This is a genomic window from Cohnella baijiui (genome assembly GCF_020731285.1).
GTDB lineage: Bacteria > Bacillota > Bacilli > Paenibacillales > Paenibacillaceae > Cohnella.
On the sequence record NZ_JAJFOW010000186.1, the window covers coordinates 1 to 322 of the forward strand.

Annotated in this window: 1 protein-coding gene; it reads right to left on the reverse strand. The window is 50.0% G+C overall.

Translation table 11 applies throughout. From position 1 onward, the window contains the following. Window positions 1–33: 33 nt before the first annotated feature. Window positions 34–322: aldehyde dehydrogenase family protein (locus LKX83_RS32250; protein WP_227887353.1), on the reverse strand; the 289-nt coding region annotated here is incomplete at its 5' end.

A 322-nucleotide genomic window follows, 5' to 3' on the forward strand; every position in this document is an offset into this window, starting at 1 on the left:
CCGGAGGCGCTTTTCTTCTTATCCTAATAATGATTAAATAACAGTGGAGATAAACTTCGTTTCAAGGAAGTCAGCTAATCCGTCTGGACCACCTTCACGTCCCATCCCGCTTTCTTTCATACCGCCAAACGGCCCCTGGACAGTGGTCGGTACCGCGTCATTAACACCAACAATCCCGTATTCAAGCGCTTCGGCTACGCGTGTCGCCCGTGACAGGTCCTTTGTAAAGAAGTATGCAGCCAGGCCATACAACGTATTATTGGCTTTCTCGATCGCTTCTTCGTCTGTGCGGAATGTAAATACCGGAGCGACTGGCCCAAAG